Source organism: Croceicoccus pelagius (assembly GCF_001661915.1).
GTDB classification, from domain to species: Bacteria; Pseudomonadota; Alphaproteobacteria; order Sphingomonadales; family Sphingomonadaceae; genus Croceicoccus; species Croceicoccus pelagius.
The window spans coordinates 228,564-245,674 of the sequence record NZ_LYWY01000034.1; the positions used below are offsets into that span (position 1 = coordinate 228,564).

17 protein-coding genes are annotated in these 17,111 nt (G+C 60.7%); 4 read left to right on the plus strand and 13 right to left on the minus strand.

Annotated elements, in window-relative coordinates; translation table 11 throughout:
- Positions 1 to 31 precede the first annotated feature (31 nt).
- From A9D15_RS08990 to A9D15_RS16940, 12 genes are all read right to left on the minus strand, one after another.
- Positions 32 to 769, minus strand: coding sequence for a tetratricopeptide repeat protein (locus A9D15_RS08990; protein WP_066764114.1), 738 nt, complete (start codon positions 767 to 769; stop codon positions 32 to 34).
- Between the two features lie 29 nt (positions 770 to 798).
- On the minus strand, positions 799 to 1,779 hold the full coding sequence (locus A9D15_RS08995) for a type II secretion system F family protein (protein ID WP_066764115.1): 981 nt from the start codon (positions 1,777 to 1,779) through the stop codon (positions 799 to 801).
- 2 nt (positions 1,780 to 1,781) lie between these two features.
- Complete coding sequence (locus A9D15_RS09000; RefSeq protein WP_066764118.1) at positions 1,782 to 2,783, minus strand: type II secretion system F family protein; 1,002 nt, start codon at positions 2,781 to 2,783, stop codon at positions 1,782 to 1,784.
- On the minus strand, positions 2,780 to 4,156 hold the full coding sequence (locus A9D15_RS09005; protein WP_066764119.1) for a TadA family conjugal transfer-associated ATPase: 1,377 nt from the start codon (positions 4,154 to 4,156) through the stop codon (positions 2,780 to 2,782). Before A9D15_RS09005 ends, A9D15_RS09000 begins: the two co-directional genes overlap by 4 nt.
- Before the next feature lie 3 nt (positions 4,157 to 4,159).
- A complete protein-coding gene (locus A9D15_RS09010; protein ID WP_066764121.1) occupies positions 4,160 to 5,341 on the minus strand; it encodes a CpaE/TadZ family protein in 1,182 nt (393 codons plus the stop codon).
- Position 5,342: 1 nt separating this feature from the next.
- Positions 5,343 to 5,972: a TadE/TadG family type IV pilus assembly protein gene (locus tag A9D15_RS09015; protein ID WP_172807502.1), complete on the minus strand. Its 630-nt coding sequence runs from the start codon at positions 5,970 to 5,972 to the stop codon at positions 5,343 to 5,345.
- The gene (locus A9D15_RS09020) at positions 5,972 to 6,502 is read right to left on the minus strand and encodes a TadE/TadG family type IV pilus assembly protein (RefSeq protein WP_066764125.1); all 531 of its coding nucleotides are present in this window, start codon (positions 6,500 to 6,502) and stop codon (positions 5,972 to 5,974) included. The genes A9D15_RS09015 and A9D15_RS09020 overlap by 1 nt, the downstream gene beginning before the upstream one ends.
- Entirely contained in the window at positions 6,499 to 8,118 is a 1,620-nt protein-coding gene (locus A9D15_RS09025) for a pilus assembly protein TadG-related protein (RefSeq protein ID WP_066764127.1), read from the minus strand. The genes A9D15_RS09020 and A9D15_RS09025 overlap by 4 nt, the downstream gene beginning before the upstream one ends.
- 38 nt (positions 8,119 to 8,156) lie before the next feature.
- Complete coding sequence (locus tag A9D15_RS09030; protein WP_066764129.1) at positions 8,157 to 8,432, minus strand: hypothetical protein; 276 nt, start codon at positions 8,430 to 8,432, stop codon at positions 8,157 to 8,159.
- Complete coding sequence (locus A9D15_RS09035; RefSeq protein ID WP_082924370.1) at positions 8,422 to 9,783, minus strand: type II and III secretion system protein family protein; 1,362 nt, start codon at positions 9,781 to 9,783, stop codon at positions 8,422 to 8,424. Before A9D15_RS09035 ends, A9D15_RS09030 begins: the two co-directional genes overlap by 11 nt.
- Before the next feature lie 4 nt (positions 9,784 to 9,787).
- Positions 9,788 to 10,672, minus strand: coding sequence for a Flp pilus assembly protein CpaB (cpaB, locus tag A9D15_RS09040; RefSeq protein WP_066764131.1), 885 nt, complete (start codon positions 10,670 to 10,672; stop codon positions 9,788 to 9,790).
- Positions 10,673 to 10,855: 183 nt separating this feature from the next.
- Entirely contained in the window at positions 10,856 to 11,092 is a 237-nt protein-coding gene (locus A9D15_RS16940; RefSeq protein WP_066764133.1) for a Flp family type IVb pilin, read from the minus strand.
- Between the two features lie 548 nt (positions 11,093 to 11,640).
- Between A9D15_RS16940 and A9D15_RS09050 the strand changes: the two genes are divergently transcribed.
- The 3 genes from A9D15_RS09050 (at position 11,641) to A9D15_RS09060 (ending at position 14,316) form a co-directional block, all read left to right on the plus strand.
- Complete coding sequence (locus A9D15_RS09050) at positions 11,641 to 12,684, plus strand: phosphatase PAP2 family protein (RefSeq protein ID WP_172807503.1); 1,044 nt, start codon at positions 11,641 to 11,643, stop codon at positions 12,682 to 12,684.
- Between the two features lie 80 nt (positions 12,685 to 12,764).
- Complete coding sequence (locus tag A9D15_RS09055; protein WP_066764136.1) at positions 12,765 to 13,529, plus strand: hypothetical protein; 765 nt, start codon at positions 12,765 to 12,767, stop codon at positions 13,527 to 13,529.
- Positions 13,530 to 13,614: 85 nt separating this feature from the next.
- Complete coding sequence (locus A9D15_RS09060) at positions 13,615 to 14,316, plus strand: Crp/Fnr family transcriptional regulator (RefSeq protein ID WP_066764139.1); 702 nt, start codon at positions 13,615 to 13,617, stop codon at positions 14,314 to 14,316.
- Positions 14,317 to 14,338: 22 nt separating this feature from the next.
- Here the strand turns inward: A9D15_RS09060 and A9D15_RS09065 are convergent, their stop codons facing one another.
- On the minus strand, positions 14,339 to 15,040 hold the full coding sequence (locus tag A9D15_RS09065) for an OmpW/AlkL family protein (protein ID WP_066764256.1): 702 nt from the start codon (positions 15,038 to 15,040) through the stop codon (positions 14,339 to 14,341).
- A 395-nt stretch (positions 15,041 to 15,435) separates the two neighbouring features.
- On the opposite strand from A9D15_RS09065, the gene ccoN reads away from it, so the two are divergent.
- Positions 15,436 to 17,109, plus strand: a complete 1,674-nt coding sequence (gene ccoN, locus A9D15_RS09070; RefSeq protein ID WP_373283506.1) for a cytochrome-c oxidase, cbb3-type subunit I — start codon at positions 15,436 to 15,438, stop codon at positions 17,107 to 17,109.
- The last annotated feature ends 2 nt before the right edge of the window (positions 17,110 to 17,111 follow it).

The following is a 17,111-nucleotide window of genomic DNA, read 5'->3' on the forward strand; positions in this document are numbered from 1 at the left end:
CTGCCTTGTTGGTGGGGGGATTTTAGGGAGATCAGTTCCGCCTGTCCGAACCTGCGTCATTCAGTACGATGCGGATCGGATAGGATGCCTTGCGGGCCATGCGGCTGCGGCGCACCTGCTGCGTCACGCGCAGGGCCGAACGGCTGGTCTCCACCCGCACGGGCGAATCGATGTCGGACAGCGCCATGCGGACGGCAGGCTCGGCCTGCTTGCTGACGGCGACCTGCCCCTGCGTCACGCGGGCGACGCGTACGGTCGGGCGGCTTTCCACGGCAACCGCGCCTGCTACGTCGACAGGACGGGTTTCGACTGTGACAGGGCCGTGAAGCTGCGGCTTCTCGGCCTCGCGTACAGCGAGTTCGATCGGCTCGAGTTCGGGATAGACCGGCGCCATTACCGGGCCGCGTCCTTCGAGACGGGCAAGGTTGCGGGCAAAGCGTTCATCCTTCGGAGCTGCCGCAACGGCGCGCGCAAAATAGCGCTGCGCAAGGTCGGGACGACCGATGCGGTCATAAGCGATGGCCATGCCGTTGAATGCCTCACCGGCGTAACGCGGATCGTAGGATGCCTGGCGGAAAGCGGTGATCGCCCTGGTCGGCCGGTTCGCTTCGAGGTGAAGCTTGCCCATGGCAAGGCGGCTTTCAAAATAGTCGCCCATGTCGATCGTCGACGGATCGACCGAGGCGCTGTTCGAACCGAAGACCGACTGGCAGCCCCCCAGCGTTGCGGCAACCAGCACGATGCCCGCGATGTTTGCAATCTTGCGCATGTTTCCCCCCTTTGGAACCGCGAACCTTGTCAGCGCGACATCATCGGGAAGATATCCCGGACGACGCGGATGGATGCCGGCAGCATCAGGACCCCGATCATTGTCGGCAGCATGCATACCACAAGTGGGATCGAAATGAGAACCGGCAGACGATGGGCCTTTTCCTCGGCCCGCATGCGGCGCTTTTCACGCATTTCGGATGCATAAACGCGCAGCGTTGAAGACATACTGGTGCCCAGCTTGTCCGACTGGATCAGCAGGGTCGTGAACGAGCGGATTTCATCGACACGGGCCATGTCGGCAAGGCGGCGGAAAGCCTCCTCCCGGCTGGCACCGGCGCGAAGGCGCAGGACGGCGATCGAAAGCAGCTGCGCGACAAGCGGGTGCGACTGCACCATTTCGCGCCCGACGCGGTCCATGGCCGCTTCGATGCCAAGACCCGCCTCGACGCAGACGAGCAGAAGGTCGAGACAATCGGGAAAGCCGTTGACGATCTCTTCCTTGCGGCGATCGGCCTTGGCCTGGATGAAAAGGTTCGGAAAATAGAGACCGAGCAGGCCAAGTATCGACGCGCCGATATAGATCGTGAAGAAGCCCGGCGTTTCTTCCGAGTATCCGTACATCAGGATCACGTACATCAGCGGGAAGAACGCCATCGCGCCAATGCGCGCCATCGTGAAAATGCGCGGCGCTGCCGGATGCGTGTAGCCTGCCGAGATGAGCTTGTCGCGAAGACGCTCGCTCTTGGTGTCGGTGAGATCGAGACCGGTCCGCTCGATCATGTCGGCCAGACGTGCCCAGGCGTTCTGGTTCTCACGGTGGCGTAGCGTGTTGCCCGCCAGTTCACCGCCTGTGTTCGTGGGCGTCGCGATCTGCTGCAGTCCTGCGCGGACTTGCGCGCGGCGGTTCATCACGTTGATCACGATCAGCGCGATGCCGACCACGATGATGAAGATGCCGATCAGCGTGGCAATGCGCGTCGCCTGGTTCTGGAGTACGAGATCGAGCATCGTCAGACTTTCAGATTGACCAGATTTCGGATCCAGAAGAACCCGATCGCGTAGAGGGCCATCAGGCAGATGAAGCCGATGATGAACATGCTCTCACCCGCGACGCTGAGATAGAATTCCGGGTTCACGGTGAAGAGACCGATGAATGCCACGATCGGCAGGATGGTAAGCATCCACCCAGTCATGCGGCCTTCGGAGCTGAGCGCGCGGACCTTCATGTAAAGGCTCGCCCGCTGGCGGATCACGTCGGACAGGTTGGCGAGAATTTCTGCAAGGTTGCCGCCCGTCTCGTTCTGGACCGAGAGCGAGACCACGAACATGCGGATGTCCTCAAGGTCCCAGCGATCGGCCATGGCGCTAAGCGCGTCGGTCAATTCCGCGCCGTAGGAAACCTCGTCCGAGACGATGCCGAATTCGCTGCCGATGGGATCTTCCATTTCGGTCGTCAGCAGTTCGATCGCCGACGCGATAGGGTGGCCGGCACGCAGCGCGCGTACGAAGACGTCAAGCGCGACGGGGAACTGTTCCTCTACCCGCTTGCGCCGCTTTTGCGCGATCGAGGAGATCACCATCAAGGGCAGGAAGATCGCAGCGCACGCCGCAATCGCGACCGCCAGCACCAACACGCCTGCCGAAAACTCGATACCAGTCCCGCCGATGGCCAGCAGGATCAGCGCCATGATCAGTACGAAAGCACCGATCATCACGAACAGCATCTGACTTGCCGACACGGGCAGCGCCGCCGTCATCAACGTCCGCTCAAGCTTCAGGACCATGCCGGCCAGCGCAGGCGGCAGGTTGGTCATCGTCTTGGGCGTTGCCTTGCGCAGACGGGCGAGGATCTCCTCGCGCGTGCTGCCCTCGCGGATCATTTTCAGACGCTTGTTCACTGCGCGGGTATGCGCGGTACGACTGAAGGTGAAGTCGAGGAAGACCTGTGCGATCAGGAACACCGTTCCGAAGACGGCGATCAACGTGATGATCTTGAGGAGTGTGTCTATCATCGGTTCATATCGAAGTCTGGACGGAACAGTTCGGACGGAAGCTCGATACCGGCGGAAACCGCCTCGGCATGGAACTTGGGCCGGATGCCGGTCGCCTCGAAGCGGCCGATGACGTTGTTGTGCTCGTCGCGGCCGGAGATCTTGAAGCGGTAGATTTCCTGCATCGTGATCGTGTCGCCTTCCATGCCGGTCAGTTCGGACAGGCTAAGCACGCGGCGGCGGCCGTCGGCAAGACGGCCCACCTGGACGACGACGTTGATGGCCGACGCGATTTGCGCGCGGGCCGAACGGGCCCCGATTTCGATCCCGCTCATGCCGATCATCTGTTCGATACGCGAAAGCGCGTCGCGAGCGGTGTTGGCGTGAACCGTAGTCATCGAACCGTCGTGGCCGGTGTTCATCGCCTGGAGCATGTCGAACGCCTCCCCGGCGCGGACTTCGCCGACGATGATGCGGTCAGGACGCATACGCAGGGCGTTCTTGACCAGATCGCGCTGCGTCACCTCGCCCTTGCCCTCGATATTGGGCGGGCGTGTTTCGAGGCGGGCGACGTGCTCCTGCTGAAGCTGAAGCTCGGCGCTGTCCTCGATCGTGACGATACGTTCGCGCGTGTCGATGAAGGACGACATGGCGTTGAGCAGCGTCGTCTTGCCCGAACCCGTACCGCCCGAGATCAGCACGTTGCGGCGCGATGCGACAACGGCACGCATGACATGCGCCATCGGTTCGGGAACGGAGCCCAGTTCGATCAGGCGGTCGATGCCGATGCGCTTTTTTGCGAACTTACGAATGGAGAGCAGCGAGCCGTCGACGGCCAGCGGCGAGACGATCGCGTTCACACGTGAACCGTCGGCAAGGCGCGCGTCGACGAAAGGCGAGGATTCGTCGACGCGGCGGCCGACCGCGCTGACGATCTTCTGGATGATGCGCATCAGGTGCTTGTCATCCTGAAATTCGGTGCGCGCACGTTCGAGGATACCCGAGCGTTCGACGAAGACGATCTTCGGGCCGTTCACCAGGATATCGGTGATGGAATCGTCCTGAAGCAGCGGTTCCAGCGGGCCGAGGCCCAGCAGTTCGTCAAGCACGTCGTCGACGAGCGCGGTGCGCTCGGTGCGGTTCAAAGCCTCGTGACGCTGCGAGAGGATCTCGTTGATGATCTCGCTCAGTTCCGAACGGATCTGTTCGCGTGGCATCTTTTCGAGTGCCGACAGGTTGATCCTGTCAAGCAGGGCCCGGTGGATCGAGACCTTGAGGTCGAGCGCGCGCTTTTTCTGCTCGTCCTGCTCGCCGTCCAGCGTTTCCAGCTGCATCGGTCCATCGGTGACCGGCGGGTCGACCTTCTCCTCGGCGCGCTTGACCGACCACTTCATAGATTACCCCCCAATGGTACGGTCGCAGATCTGGTCCGCAAGCCGGTCGACGTCCTTCACGAACGCGGCCTTGCGGTTGTTGTCCGACAGGAGGACACCCTGGTCCTGCGCCATCTGCAGATCCCCGCGATCGCGCGAGACGGTTGCGAATACCTGGCGATTCAGCGTCTCTGCGACCTCGGCAACGCTGATGGACTGGAAAAGCTTCTTGCCGACGCGATTGACGACGATTCGCACATTCTCGCGGCTGACGTTCATGACGTCGAACAGTTCGACAACGCGCTTCGTCTGGCGAAGACCGGTGATCGACTGGTCGGTGACCAGCAGGTTCTCGTTACAGGCGAGCGCGGCCGATAGCGTCCAGTTCGTCCAGTTCGCCGGAAGATCCAGCAGGACGAAATCGAACGTCTGGCGCGCGATCGTCAGCATCTTGAGCAGACGATCGACGTCGACATCCTCAAGCGGCGCGATAACGGAAGGCGCACCGATCACCCAGAACCCCTGCGGCGCGGCCAGCGAGGCATCGCGCACGAGATCGGAATCGAGACGCTCTGACGCTTCGAGCAGGTCGAGCACGGTCGTCACCGGCGAAAGACCGAGATAGTTCGCGACTTGGCCGAACTGCAGGTCAAGATCGATGACGCACACGTCCATGCGCGAGCCGCGGCAATCGGTCAGTGATGCGGCAAGGTGCGTCAGCAGCGTGGTTGCCCCGACGCCGCCCGCTGCACGGACCATCGAAACCATCGGAGCAAGCGAAGTCTTGCCCGAAGGCGCGACGTTGGCCGAAGCGTCGAGAAGCTGCGCGGTGAGGTCGTCGGCATTGAAAGGCAGAGTCGCGACATCGGTGACGCCCTGGCGGATCAGGGTGCGCGTCAGCGCAAGGTCTGCCTGTTCCAACGCGACGATGAGCGGCAGGCTGGGCCGCTTTTCACGAATGGCAGCGACGCGGTTCAGCGATGCGGGCGAAGCCGGATCGACTTCGAGCACCAGCACGACGGCACGCGACATGACTTCATCGGGAAGCGCCGCCCCGGCGTCGAGCGAGACGACGTGAACCTCGCTACCGAACCGCGCCTCGAGCGCGGACGCATGGCGGTCTTGCGCGACAATGTAGATGCCCGAAGGCAAGTTGCGATCCATCCTGATTCCAGTTTCCGAATGAACTTCCATTCTGCCCATCATCCTAACTCGCAATCGCCCCGTCCCCGTCCTCGAGCGAAAGCGAGTACGAGAAGCTCGGGTATGGAACATTCACGCCGACAAGGGTCAGCGTTATGGGCTGATAACGCATGTTGGTTAAGGTGACGGTAACGATGGGGGCGACGTCTGCGAGCGGTTGATCATCGTCGTCCACGGCCGGATCGGCCACGTAACCGAGCCCGCTGCCCGCATAGGATATCGTTACATCCGTGTCATGCAGGCGCGGGGTCGCCACACGCATGCGGGTCACGATCGCATCGAATGCCGCCGCGTTATAGTTGCCGTTGTAGCAAAGGCCCGATCCGCCAGAACAAGAACAGCTCGTGTCGTCGCAGGTGATCGTCTGCATAGCTTCGGCACAGATCGTGTCGCCGGCAACGATGGCCACGCCATTGCAGGTCTGGCCTGCGAAACTGCCGCTGTTGAGCGCACCTGGCACGATGTCGGTCGCAACTGCATAACGTGCGCCGAGTTGTACCGCCTTTTCGTACTCGTTCAGCTGCCAGGCATACCGCCCGACATCGATGACGCCGAACAGCAGAAGCAATGCGGCCGGAAGAACCAGCGCAAATTCGGCAGCACCTGCGCCTCGAGTATCTTTGATGAACCGCATCATACGCCGATCACCGGTGCATGGCTCTCGGCCGCAAGGTGATACGTGCTGTTAATCACGCCCAGAGTGCCGAGGATGGAGAAATAGGGTACCGCCGGAGCCGCGACAGTGACCACCGCGCCAGTACGTGCATTGCCAGCTGTATCGTTGCCGAGTGAATCGAAAATGCCCGTCGAAACGAAACCCGTGCAGTCAACCGAGACGGTGACCTGCGCGTTGGTCCATCCGGGAAGTTCGGCAGGTCCGGTCCCAGCCGTATTGCCGGTTCGCGTCAGGTTCTTGATCTTGGTTTCTAGCGCCGTGGCAATAGGTGCGTAACTTCCACCGCTGGGGCTGCACATTTGGCTGTAATCGATTCGTGCCGCGTAACGAGCGCCATTACGCACCGATTCCACCAGTTTCTGCTGGCTCCAGAAGAAATTGCCTGCCTCCATCGCCACGAAGATCAGCGGCAGGATCATCGGCAGCGAAAGAACGAATTCAGCGGCGGGAGAGCCGCTCTCGTCACGGATAAAATCGCGCAAGGTCATCGGATCAAAACCGCCTTGCGCTTGGTGTAGCCCTGGAACGAGTTATTCGACCCCGGCGGCACCGCCTCGCCATTCATCTCGACATAAAACGACTTCTCGTTGCCGTTCGGCTGAGCCGTAGTAAGCAGGAAGACATCCACCCAGTTGATGATGTCCACGACCGCGCTGCCGTGAAGATCGGTACAATCGACGGCCGCGATGGTCAGAGTGCGGCGATCCTTGACCGACGACGGCGCAAGTTGCGTTGCATCCGTGTAGGCGGGAGCAGTGCAGTAGATGGTGACGTCATAGCGATCATTTGAGCGAAGCTCGGTCTTGCGACCAACCTCGCGATTCTGGTTCGGCAGGACACGATTGTCATAATCGGCATTTTCCCACTTATACACTTCGTAGCGCGTTGGCGTCCGCGACGGCTCGCTGCCAGAAGCATAGCCGTTCGCCTGGAACACTGCATTGGCCGAAGTGCCCGTGTGATAGAAATTCATGTAGGCATTGTACTGGGTCGAGGTCCAGCCTTCGCCAATGCGGCTGTAAGTCGAACAGTTACCGGCCAGCAAACATCCTTCGACATCATAACCTGCCGGCTGGTTGATATACGGCGCCACATCCGGATTGGTTGCGATCGTCGTACCGCTTGTCCCGCCGGTCGAAGTGCAGGTCTTCAGAGCGGCGTCCGCCTCCGTCGCCAGATTGGTGAACGTTTTCGTGTTCACGGTCTGCTTGGTCAGGTTCTTGGCCGAACAGAAGCTGCCGTCGCTCATGCAGCTGGGAATACCGTTCTGGTAGATTGCGAAACGGGTGTTGAACGCTTCGCTCTGCTTGTCGACAACGCCGGGCTGCGCCTCGACTTCGTCGGCTGTGCAGTTTTCGTTCGTGTTGGCCCAACCCAATGACGTGGTCAGGTTGTTACCGGACAGGCCTGCGGGCCGCGTGTACGGGAAATCCAGAAACCCGAAGATGCCCGGATTGCTGTCCGTGCTGGTGTTGGGCAGGCTGTGAAGCTTCAGACCGGCGCCTAGGTAGTCGTCGGCATCAAACCCCGGAGGCGCACAGAACATCAGCGGCGGAACTTTACAATAGGCCGATGTCAGCGTCGCCATGGCGGTGGCGCCAGCGGTGCCGGCAATGGCCCCGACGATCGGCGTCAGGGCATAGCGAACCTGCCGGTTGCCGATCGCGACCTGCACGACCTTCGCCTTCGTGGCGGCGTTGCTGGCCGTGCTCTGTTCCGAGACGACGTTTACGGGCGCGTCATCGACGTAATCTTCCCAGAAGGTGTAGGAGATCTGGGTAATAGGACGTGTTTCGCCGTCGGAATCGTCGTCGATGTTCGAAAGGCGGGTGGTGTTGACGAAGTCACTGTCCGACGCAGCAAAGGTCGCATTCGTCGCCTGGATGGCGCGGATGATCGAATCCGTCTTGCCGTCAAGCTGGCTGGCCGCGGCGAGCGCCGCCTGGTCGGCCGCGTTCTGGAGTTCGGAATCGAGTGCCATGACGCGGGCATAGTCGAACCCCACGCCGGCCATCGCCACGAGACCAAACAGCGACAGGGCATAGAGCGGAGCGATTGCCCCGTTTTCGTCACCCCCGAACTTGCGAATTGCCTTCCCCACCATTGGCAAACAAGCTTTGTCAGCTTCCTCCTGATTTCATATCAATTACCGAAGCTGAGCCCGCCGCCCGAGTTCTGCTCGGGCTCGTCAACATCACCTTCGCGATAGGCCGTCACGGCGTCTGCAGCGAGCTCGGCGTCGCCTTCCATCGGCGCATCATACTCCGGATCGGGATCGACCACCATGGCCGCATAAGTCATGCGGTTCGCTTCGCCGAAATCTTCCGGATTGAACTTGCCCGCTTCGGGGCTGCTGTAAGTCGCACACCCCGCAAGGGCGAGAGCCGCGGTGCATGCGCCTGCGATCTTAATATTCATATGCCGTCTCCCCTACAGGCATGTTCGGCGCCAGATCGACCGGTTGGTAATCGTCACCGGCGAGCAGCGTATCGAGCACGTCCGGATCTTCGACCCGGTCGGTCGGCAAGCGAACCTGACTGGGCCGGATCGGCTCCACCAATCGCGGCGTCACGACGATCAGCAGTTCGGTCTCGCCCTTCTGGAAACTGGTCGATCGGAACAGCGACCCGATGATCGGGATAGAGCCCAACAGCGGGATCTGGTTCACCGTGGTCTGATAGTCCTGTCGCAGCAGACCGGCGATCGCAAAGCTTTCGCCGTCACGCAGTTCCAGCGTGGTGCTGGCGCGGCGGGTCTGGAGGCCCGGCACCGCGATGCCGTTGACCGTGACCGAAGCAGAAGGATCGAGCGAACTGACTTCCGGTTCGACCACGAGGTTGATCACGCCGTTGCCAAGAACCGTCGGCGTGAAGGCAAGCCCGACACCGAAGTCCTTGAATTCGACCGTAATGCCGTCACCGTTGCCCTGCGAAACAGGGATCGGGAATTCACCGCCGGCAAGGAACGATGCCGGCTGGCCCGAAAGCGCCACCAGCGTCGGTTCAGCCAGCGTCTTCGACATGCCCTTGCGTTCAAGGACGTCGAGATAGGCATCGATGTCGAGATCGCCGATCGAGAACAGCGTGTGGATCACTCCAAATGCGCCGCTGACGGCATCGACGGCAAGCCCGCCCGCATCGGAGCTGGCCGATGCGCCCGGTCCGCTGGCGAATTCGACGTTGGAGCCGACACCGAAGCCGCGCACGCCAAGTTGTTCGCCGACAGTGCGGTTCACTTCGGCGAAGCGCACTTCGAGCATGACCTGCTGGCTACCGCGGACGGTGAGCAGGTTGACGACGTTTTCGCCTGCAAATGCCTCTGCAATGCGAGCCGCACGGCTGGCGACACCGGCGTCGGTGACGCTACCCGAAAGCACGATCTTCCCGCCGGAAATGCGGGCGTCGATCCCCTCACCCGGGACGAGCGAGGCGATTTCCGAACGGATACCATCGACATCGGGGCCTACCGTCACGTCCATGACGGCAAGAACCTTGTTGGCCCGATCGTAAAGGGTGAGACTGGTCGTGCCCATCGACTTGCCGAGCACGTAGATCGACCGATCCGATACCGGCAGCACGTCCGCGATAGCCGGATTGCCGACCATGGCGCGGGCGATCGCACGCTGCGCGGTGACGACCTCGCTTTTGTTGATGGCGACTTCAAGCGTTCCGGCGTGGATGCCGTATCCGCTGTCTGCCTGGGCATAGGCGGCGGGCGCGGTCAGCGCCGCTGTCGCCAGTGCGCAGGCCATGATGGTGTGCTTCAGCATTGGATCAATTCCCCCCAAGACGTCCGACGCTGTAATCGGTGGTTTCCGTCCCCCTGATGACGGTCATGCTAGGCCCGCTGGGCCGCGGCGCAGCAACGCTTCCGGTCGATGCTCGCGCAGGAGCGGATGGCGCAGGCTGATATGCCGCCTGCTGCGGAGCACCGCCGCCGCCCGAACGCTTCCGAAACGGGCTGACATCGCGCGTCATGACGGCAACACCCGGACCTTCCTCGGCGTTTTCGACGTTGCGCAGCACGAGGCTCATCTCACCCATCTTGCGGGCCAGCGTCAGTTTTTGTGCGCCGAACAGGTCGACAAGAACCGTCGCGGTTCCGGCAAGGCCGGGTTCGGTCGCGTTCTCGCTTTGCGTCGTACCGATGGCGAGGACCTGCACCGCCTCCATCACCACTTCGGTCACTTGCTCGTCATCACCAAGGTCGCGGGTGAGGAGAACGTCGACGATGTCGGCAGGACGGATAAAGCCCGAAACCGCGTTCGTCGCGCTGATCGGGATCGACATGGCGCGCATGCCATCGGGCAGCTTGGCGGAAAGCACCGCGCGGCCGCTCAACTTGTCGGCAAGGATCGGTTCGCCCGGAACGATAGGCCGCAGCGCAACCTGCCCGCCCTGAAGCAGTTCCTCCATCGAGAAGAACGCGCCGACAGGCACGGAATTGGACGGATAATTCTGAAGTCGGATATTCTCGGTCGTCAGCGCGCTGCCGAAGTCGAGAGGCTGGGTAGCAACGACGATACGTGCGAGCTGCTGCTGCTGCGCGACCCGCTCCTGCCGCTCCTCGACCCCCGAGAAATAAGAATTGGCAAGTACGACCGCGACGAGACCAAGCCCGACAGCGATCAGGATATAGATCAGGTTTCGACTACCCATATTTCCCCCCTTGGCCGCGAAAACCTAACAGTATCGCGCTCCGCCGCCAACATACACCATTTGATTCGTAAAGGAATCACCCATTTTGGGGCATGTTCAAAACAGGCAAATCATTCCGACCCCACCCGGAAAAAAAGCCCCGCCGTTTCGGGCGGGGCTTTCTTAATTTTAGTTCGATCTAAATTACTGGATCGTCGGCGTGCATTCGGCGCTGTTGGGGTCAAGGCCCACGCTCGAAGCAGTCGTGTTATTGCAATTGTAGATGTCGGCCGACGCACCGTCGACGGCTTCCTTGACGTTTGCGCCCAGGACGAGGGCAGCAGCGCCGATGCCAACGCCGACGACGGCGATGATCAGGGCGTATTCAGCAGCCGATGCGCCGGCTTCGTCAGCGACGAAATTCTTGATGAAAGTCTTCATGATAACATTCCCCAGTTTCGCATGATCGTCATGCGTGTCCAAATCATAGGGTCCGGCCTCTATTTCCGGGTGCCCTGATGACCGATGTCGAAGATCTGAGACATACCAGGCCCCACCCGGATGTTTCGATGCCCCCCACTCGGCATGAACTGAATCTGCGCAAACCGGGCCGAATCGTCAATTTATTACCATCAGGTAAAAAAATCGCTTTCGCTTCATATATTTAGGCAGGCACAATCCTAACGGGCATCGTTATTTTTTGTCAGAAACGCTGGTCCAACGGCGAAACCGCCACAAAAAGTGCCGAAAAACAGCGATTTCACGCAATTTTTGGCTCACTTCTCATCAAGTCGTTCCCATCTGGCACAAAATCGACGATGGCGAAGGCAAGCCAGCGCAGTCGCCCCCAGCGAGATGGCTTGTCACGTTATGCGTATCCGCAACTGTAACTTGCCTTGGGCGAATTTCTCACGAAAAGTCACTCCATGGGGGGACACATCATTTCGTTTGCACAGAGGTTGGCGCGCCACGTTCAAAGGACGGACCTGGTGCTGATTTCGATAAGTGCCTTTGCCTTGGCGTTCAGCGTATTCGCGCGCTGGCTGAGTGGCGAACATACCCTTGCCGTCCCGACGGTCGCGGCCAAGCGATGGCCAGTCCTGCTGCTGCCATTATTTCTTTGGCTTGGCTGGATTGCAGCCCTGATGATTAGGCGGAAATACGAACGACCCTTGCGTGTAGTATGGCGGCTTTTGCGACGCGACCCGCTCTGGTTCATCCGCGCCATGGTCATGTTGGCAGTCATATCTGCGACTGCGCCTGCGTATTCGGCCTTCAAGCTGCAGATACCGCAGATCATACCTTTCTATGCCGATCCGATCATCGCAGAATTCGAGGCAGCGGTATTCGGGCAGGATCCCTGGCAGCTAACGCACGCAGTCTTCGGCCTATACGGCACCGTCGTGCTGGATCGCCTCTACATCCTCTGGTTCCCGGTTTCGACGCTCCTTGTCACGTGGGCTATCATGACGCGTGACCGCGTCTTTCAAGCGCGCGCAATCGCAACGATGTTCTTCGTCTGGTTTGTCCTAGGTAACTTTGCCGCCTTAGCACTCTCGTCGTGCGGGCCGGTATATTACGAGCACTTCTATGGCGACGACAGATTCTCACCGCTGATGGATACGCTGCGCGCCTACCACGCACACGCAAATATCAAGGCCGTGGCGGTCAGTGACTGGCTACTTTCTGACGAAGCTCAAGGAAAACTAGGCACGGGAATTTCCGCAATGCCCTCGATCCATGTCGGGATGACATTCCTGACATGGCTGTTCGTTCAGTCGCGCATCGGCTGGAGAAATCTGATCTCGGCGCTACTTGCGGTCTATGTAGCGGCAATCTGGATTGGGTCGGTACACTTGGCTTGGCATTACTGGCTCGATGGTGCGGTATCGATTGTCGGCGCGGCGCTATTCTGGAAAGCAACGGGGTTTTGGCTGAAGCCGAAAGCCTCCTTATTTCAATCAGTGCGTCCGGCGCCCGGTTCCGCAGTACCCGAAACGCCCGACTTTCCCAAAGGCGTTCAGGCAGGCTGAGCGACGTTGTAAGGCGGCACGCCATGTTTCCGTATCGAAAACACCTCCTGCGCATCGTCGCGCATCAGCGTCGTCGACTCATGCGGCAGAGTCGCAGGTTCGTCGACCTGCTGGAGGCGAACCTCTTTGGCGTGACGGTCGGGTGGCTGGGCATTGTCGGCATCCTGACCGCCATTCGCATTGCCGATCCCGCCGCGCCGATCAATGCGCTGAGCGATGCCTGGGCCATGATGACGGGTTACGCGATAATCGCTGTGGCGCCCGTGCTGGGCTATCTGGTCGGCGTCGGCGCTGCCCGCGCGCTGGGGCGCGAATTTCGCGTTCGGCACCGGATCGCGATCCTTGGAAACTGGCAGGCAGTAGACAGGGAAACCGCAAGGCTGAGGCCCGAATTCGGGCCATACGGCTTTCTCGCCTCGCTGGTCTTTGGCCTCTTGCTCAACGTCGCGATCCGCACGTTCGAATTCTACACCGCCGTTCCGGCGATGAGCGCGAACGCCCCGCTTTGGGCACAGACGATGTTCGGCGTCATGGCGGTCGATCTAGTGGTGACCAGCTTCTTCTACATGACGAGCCTTGCCCTTGCGCTGCGGCTGAACCCGCTTTTCCCGCGCATGCTGTTCCTTGCCTGGGCAGTCGATCTCTACATGCAGATCTTTCTCGCCCGCCGTCTTGCGATGGCAGGCGGCGTGCCGGACATGCTGAACGAGCCGATCCGCGACCTGCTGGACGGGAATATCACCAAGGTCCTGATCGGCACGGTGATCTGGCTGCCCTATCTGTTGCTGTCGCGCCGCGTGAACGTCACCTATCGCCTGCGCGTTCCCGCCCCTCGCGAGGGATGAAGCCCTCCGCAATGTACGAAGCCGCAAGCGTCTAGTCCATTTCGCCAATTGTCGATTTGGGGCCTCGCGTGTAAAGCCCTTGCCCATGGGATCATGTGAAACTTGCGTCGTACGCAACACGGCAATCTGTGCGGACATGGATGGCGACGAGCTGGAACTGCTCAACACCATCGGTCGTCGCCGTAACCTGGAAGCGGGCGAACAGCTGCTTTGGGAAGGCGAGGACGCGGTTCTTGTCGCCAATGTCATCGATGGCGTTCTGAAGCTTTCGAACTCGATGGAAGACGGGCGCGAACAGATCGTGGGCCTTGTCTATCCGTCCGACTTCATCGGCCGTCCCTTCGGCGCGACCACGCCCTACGGCGTCGAGGCGCTGACCGATTCCCGTGTCTGCGTCTTTGCGCGCAGGGATTTCGACAAGTTCGCGCAGGAACATCCCAAGCTTGAGCACAAGCTGCTGGAACGCACGCTGACCGAGCTTGACCGTACGCGCAAATGGATGCTGCTGCTGGGCCGCAAATCGGCGGAAGAGCGGCTGGCGACGTTCCTGCTGGAAATATCGCAGCGGCTGGACCCGGCCACCTGCAGCAACCCCGATCCCCAGGCGCATTTCGTCTTCGACATCCCGTTCTCGCGCCAGCAGGTGGGCGACGTGCTTGGCCTGACCATCGAAACCGTCAGCCGCCAGTTCACCAAACTGAAGCGGGACGGGGTTATCGACCTGCCGTCCCGCCGCTCGGTCGAGATACTCGACCGTTTCGAACTGGAAGCCAGGGCAGGCGGATGACCGCCCGCCCCGTTTCCATTACTTACATGCGATAGGTCAGGCCCGCGCTCACGACCCACGGGTCGAGATCGTGTTCGGTCCTCAGGACTTCGGTACCGTTGGCGTACCAGTGAGCCGTCTGGTTCACGAAGTAGCGCTTGGCGTCGACCGACAGGCCAAGACCGTTTTCGTTAAGCTTGAAGTCGACACCGGCCTGCAGCGCGAAGCCGAATTCGTCGTCCATCTTCTGCGAATCGGCGCCAAGTGCCTGCGTGGTCGCGCCTGACTTGTCCTCGATCCAGAGGAAGTAGGTCGGACCTGCACCGACGTACGGTTTGAACGGACCTTCGGTGAAGTGATACTTCAGCGTGAAGGTGGCCGGAATGACCTGTGCGTCGGAAACCAGTTCGGTCCCGGCAAGGCCCGCTGCGCCGTCAACGTCGTGTTGCGTTACGCAGCAGATCATTTCGACCGAGATATTCGGGGTCAGGAAATACTCGATCGCGATCGTCGGCACGACGTTGTCGTTCGCCTTCGTGTCGAAATCGGCAGTCGGCGAGACCGTGAGCAGCACGTCCAGCAGCGCCGGATCGACATACTTCACTTCCTTGAGGCCACCATCGGGCAGCACGCCCGTACCGAGCAGCTTGACCTGGATCTTTCCGTCCGGACTGCCCGCGTGTGCGGCCGCCGGAAGCATGGCCGCGGCCATGACGGCGCTTGCGGCGAGTGCGAACTTGTTCATCTCGATTACCTCCCTGTCGGGATTTTTCCCGATACTTGGCATTCACTCGAAACATGACAGGAATGACTTTACGTGTAGATTTAACAAACACTCTTAAAGTCACCAATCAGGCTTCTCGAAGCACTTCCGTTCGGTTCCGCAATGACTTCACCTATCAATCAATAACGAAGGATAGTATTATCGTTCGTTACATCAGAAACTTCGATCAGGTGATTTGACCAACCACCCTGACGACTTGCCATTTGCTCTTACCGATCGCCCCCCGCATTGATCGAGCGCAAATTCCTGCAAGCGCGAAGAAAAAGTGGCTGGATGCGACCGTATTGACATGCATCAATGCGGACAGGGCCGCGCAGGACCAGAGGGCGACGGGATCAAAAATGCCCTTTGGACAAATGGAAAGGGGGACGACCGTGGAAACGGTTCTCACTCGCGCGGGTATCTGGCTCGTCGTATTTATTCTCGCAATCGCAGCGATCGCCCTTGCGGCGGACGGTGCCTACGCGATTCACATGGGAATCGTTGCCGCCGCCGCGCTTGTCGCGCTGACCGCGACGGTGACCCGGGCCGATTACACGGCCGCGGCCAATTCCATCCTGCGCGCGCCGGCCGACCCGTCACGCTATGATGACGACCCCATCCGCTGGGGCATCATCGCCACGGTGTTCTGGGGCATGGCAGGCTTTGCCGCCGGTCTTTTCATCGCGGCGCAGCTGGCATGGCCGGTCCTGAACCTGGAGCCGTACCTCAACTTCGGACGCCTGCGCCCGCTGCATACCAGCGCGGTGATCTTCGCGTTCGGCGGCAACGCGCTGATCGCGACGAGCTTCTACATCGTCCAGCGCACCTGCCGCGCGCGGCTTGCCCTTCCCGGCGTCGCCCGCTTCGTGTTCTGGGGCTACCAGCTGTTCATCGTTCTTGCCGCCACGGGCTACCTGCTTGGCGCGACGCAGGGCAAGGAATATGCAGAACCCGAATGGTACGTCGACTGGTGGCTGACGATCGTCTGGGTTGCCTATCTCGCAGTCTTCGTCGGCACGATCCTGAAGCGGAAAGAGCCCCACATCTACGTGGCGAACTGGTTCTTCCTCGCCTTCATCCTGACCGTTGCCATGCTGCACGTCGTTAACAATCTCGACGTACCGGTCTCGATCTTCGGCAGCCGTTCGTACCCCGTCTTCGGCGGTGTCCAGGGCGCGCTGGTCCAGTGGTGGTACGGCCACAACGCGGTGGGCTTCTTCCTCACCGCCGGCTTCCTCGCGATGATGTACTACTTCGTGCCGAAGCAGGCCGAACGCCCGGTCTATTCCTATCGCCTGTCGATCATCCACTTCTGGTCGCTGATCTTCCTCTACATCTGGGCAGGGCCTCACCACCTCCACTATACCGCGCTGCCCGACTGGGCGCAGACGCTGGGCATGGTGTTCTCGGTGATGCTGTGGATGCCCAGCTGGGGCGGTATGATCAACGGACTGATGACGCTGAACGGCGCATGGGACAAGGTCCGCACCGATCCGATCATTCGCATGATGGTGATGAGCCTGGCCTTCTACGGCATGAGCACGTTCGAAGGCCCGATGATGTCGATCAAGAGCGTCAATTCGCTGTCGCACTATACCGACTGGACCATCGGGCACGTCCACTCCGGCGCGCTGGGCTGGAACGGGATGATCACTTTCGCCGCGATCTACTTCCTCGTCCCGCGTCTTTGGAACCGCGAGCGGCTCTACTCCTTGCGGATGGTGAACTGGCACTTCTGGCTCGCGACGGCAGGCATCGTCTTCTACGCCGCGTCGATGTGGGTCGCCGGTATCACGCAAGGGTTGATGTGGCGCGAATACGGCGCCGACGGCTACCTCGTGAACTCTTTCGCAGAAACCGTGTCGGCCCTGCATCCGATGTACATCCTGCGCGCCTTTGGCGGCGTGCTGTACCTTGCCGGTGCCGTCCTGCTGGTCGTCAACGTGTGGGCGACGATCCTGGGCAAACTGCGCAGCGAAAAGCCGATGAACGACGCAGCTTACGACGCAGAGGCCGATCGCCCCTACGTCCCGGCAATGGCTAACTGAGG